Origin of the sequence: Oscillibacter sp. CU971, assembly GCF_905219725.1 — a bacterium.
In the GTDB taxonomy this organism is placed as follows: Bacteria; Bacillota; Clostridia; order Oscillospirales; family Oscillospiraceae; genus Oscillibacter.
Map to the genome: position 1 here is coordinate 1 of NZ_CAJMXG010000296.1, position 3,065 is coordinate 3,065.

At 60.6% G+C, this 3,065-nt stretch carries 3 protein-coding genes; all 3 read right to left on the reverse strand.

The window, feature by feature from the left end; all coding sequences use genetic code 11:
• Positions 1 to 104 precede the first annotated feature (104 nt).
• The 3 genes from acrB to JX325_RS14375 are packed head-to-tail and all read right to left on the reverse strand — an operon-like array spanning position 105 to position 2,932.
• On the reverse strand, positions 105 to 905 hold the full coding sequence (gene acrB / locus JX325_RS14365) for an acryloyl-CoA reductase electron transfer subunit gamma (RefSeq protein ID WP_204791772.1): 801 nt from the start codon (positions 903 to 905) through the stop codon (positions 105 to 107).
• A gap of 18 nt (positions 906 to 923) precedes the next feature.
• On the reverse strand, positions 924 to 2,066 hold the full coding sequence (locus JX325_RS14370) for an acyl-CoA dehydrogenase (protein WP_204791773.1): 1,143 nt from the start codon (positions 2,064 to 2,066) through the stop codon (positions 924 to 926).
• Positions 2,067 to 2,092: 26 nt separating this feature from the next.
• A complete protein-coding gene (locus JX325_RS14375) occupies positions 2,093 to 2,932 on the reverse strand; it encodes a 3-hydroxyacyl-CoA dehydrogenase family protein (protein WP_204791774.1) in 840 nt (279 codons plus the stop codon).
• Between the last annotated feature and the right edge of the window lie 133 nt (positions 2,933 to 3,065).

Below are 3,065 nucleotides of genomic sequence, written 5' to 3' on the forward strand. Positions count from 1 at the left end.
TGGGCATCAGCTTGCCCTCGCGCTGCTCGCAGAAGACCCAAACGTCCTTGAAGGCAGCGATATCCGCACTGTTGAAATTAGACATATTCGTTTTATCCCCCTTCTCAGATGATGTGCTTGGCGGCCAGGATGCCCGCCAGCTTCTCGCAGGTGGCCTTGTCCGCGCCCTCCAGCATCATGCCGGCGCCCTTCTGGGGCGGGGTGAAGCTCTTGAAGATGTTGGTGGGGGAGCCTTTCAGGCCGATGGTGGTGGCGTCGATCAGGGGATCGTCCTTCAAATCGTCATAGCCATAGGTGGTCAGGGGCTTTCCGTAAGCCTCGAACACGCCGCCCACGCTCATGTAGCGGGGCTCGTTCAGCTCCTTGATGCAGGTAATCAGGCAGGGAGTCTGGGTCTTGATGGTCATATAGCCGTCTTCCAGCATCCGCTTGACGGTGACGGTGTTGCCTTCTTTGGTGATGTCCGCGGCGTAGGTAATCTGGGGCAGATGCAGCTTCTCTGCCATCTGGGGACCCACCTGGGCCGTGTCGCCGTCGATGGCCTGGCGGCCGCACATCACAATGTCGTCGGCTTCCACGCCGATGCGGTTCACCGCCGCGGCGAGAATCTGGGAGGTGGCGTAAGTATCGGAGCCGCCGAACTCCCGGGCGGAAACCAGGATGGCCTCGTCCGCGCCCATAGCCAGGGCTTCCCGGAGCATGCCCGCCGCCGGCGGGGGACCCATGGTGACCACGACAACCTTGCAGCCCGTGGCGTCCTTCATTTTCAGGGCGGCCTCCAGGGCGTTCATATCATCGGGGTTCGTGATGGTCTGCATGGAAGCGCGGTTCAGGGTACCGTCGGGATTGACTGCGACCTTGCCGGAGGTATCGGGAACCTGCTTGATGGAAACAATGATTTTCATGACCGTTTACCTCCTATCTTATTTCACGCCCAGGCGGCTGGAAATGACCATGCGCTGGACTTCGGATGTACCCTCGTAAATCTCGGTGATCTTGGCGTCGCGCATCATGCGCTCCACGGGATACTCGCGGGTGTAGCCGTAGCCGCCGAAGAGCTGGACGGCCCGGCGGGTCACGTCGGACGCGGCCTCGGCGGCGAAGAGCTTCGCCATGGAGGCGTCCATGGAATAGTCCTCGTGCAGCTGCTTCTTGCAGGCGGCGGCGTACACCAGGTACTGAGCGGCCTGCATGCGGCAGTGCATGTCGGCCAGCTGGAACTGGGTGTTCTGGAACTGGCTCAGGCGGCGGCCGAACTGGACGCGCTCCTGGGTGTACTTCACGGCCTCGTTCACCGCGCCCTCGCCCAGGCCCAGAGCCTGGGCCGCGATGCCGATACGACCGCCGTCCAGGGTCATCATGGCGATCTTGAAGCCCTTGCCCTCTTTGCCCAGCAGGTTCTCCTTGGGAACGATGCAGTCCTCAAAGATCAAATCGCAGGTAGAGGAGCCCCGGATGCCCATTTTCTTCTCATGCTTGCCGGTGGAGAAGCCGGGGAAGCCCTTTTCCACGATGAAGGCGGAGATGCCGTGGTTTCCCTTGGACTTGTCGGTCATGGCCATGACCACAAAGGTGTCCGCCACGTTTCCGTTGGTGATGAAGCACTTGGAGCCGTTGAGGACATAGTGGTCGCCCTCCAGGACGGCGGTGGTCTGCTGGCCGGAGGCGTCGGTGCCGGCGCCGGGCTCCGTGAGGCCGAAGGCGCCGATCTTCTTGCCGCTCAGCAGGTCGGGGAGATACTTTTTCTTCTGCTCCTCGGTGCCGTGCTCAAAGATGGGGGCGCAGCACAAGGAGGTGTGGGCGGAGACGATGACGGCGGTGGTGCCGCAGACCTTGGCCAGCTCTTCCACGCACATGGCATAAGAGAGAACGTCGCCGCCGGCGCCGCCGTACTCCTTGGGGAAGTAAATGCCCATCATGCCCAGCTTTGCCATCTTCTCCACGGTCTCCATGGGGAAGCGCTCTTCCTCGTCGATCTCCTCGGCCAGGGGTTTGACCTCGTTCTCGGCGAACTCGCGGTACATCTTACGGAGCATCAGCTGCTCATTGGAAAGATGAAAATCCATACCTTATATACTCCTTTACTCCGGTTTTACTTGGAATAGTCGTAGAAGCCCTTGCCGGTCTTCTTGCCCAGCAATCCGCCGCGGACCATCTTCTTCAGCAGCAGGGCGGGACGGTACTTGGGATCGCCGCTCTCGTTGAAGAGAGTCTCCATGATGGCCAGGCACACGTCCAGGCCGATGAAGTCGCCAAGAGCCAGGGGGCCCATGGGATGGTTCGCGCCCAGGCGCATGGCCTTGTCGATGTCCTCCACGGAAGCGACGCCGGTCTCCACCAGGCCCGCCGCCTCGTTGATCATGGGAATCAGGATCTTGTTGACCACAAAGCCGGGAGCCTCGGCCACTTCCACCGGGTCCTTGCCGATCTCCTGGGACAGCTTGTAGATGAAGTCGAAGGTCTCCTGGGTGGTGTTGGCGCCCCGGATGATCTCCACCAGCTTCATGCTGGGGACGGGATTGAAGAAGTGCATGCCGATCACGGGATGGTTCAGGCCGTTGGCCATCTCGGTGATGGACAGGGAGGAGGTGTTGGAGGCAAAAATGGCCTCGGGCTTGCACATGGCGTCCAGCTCGCTGAGCAGGGCCTTCTTGGTGCCCATGTCTTCCTTGACGCACTCAATGACGAGATCCGCGTCGGCGCAGGCGGACTTTTCCTCCACCAGCACGTTGGCCATGATGGCGTCGGCGGCGGCCTGTTCCATCCGGCCCTTGTCCACCCGCTTCTGGAGAGAGGCGGCCAGCTTGTCCTTGTGCTTCTGGGCGGACGCCACGGAGCTGGCGTACATCAGGGCGGTGTGGCCCTTCGCCGCGAAGACCTGAGCGATGCCGCTGCCCATCGTGCCCGCGCCAAAAATCGCTACCTTCATGATTGTTCCTCCTGTTATTTTGTAAAATTGTGGGTTCTGTTATCTCGTTTAAGTTTGGACAAAGAGAGCAAATCCCGACTTTGCTAATTTGCTCACAATCTTCATTATAGGGTCCCCGCGCCAAATTATCAAGTAC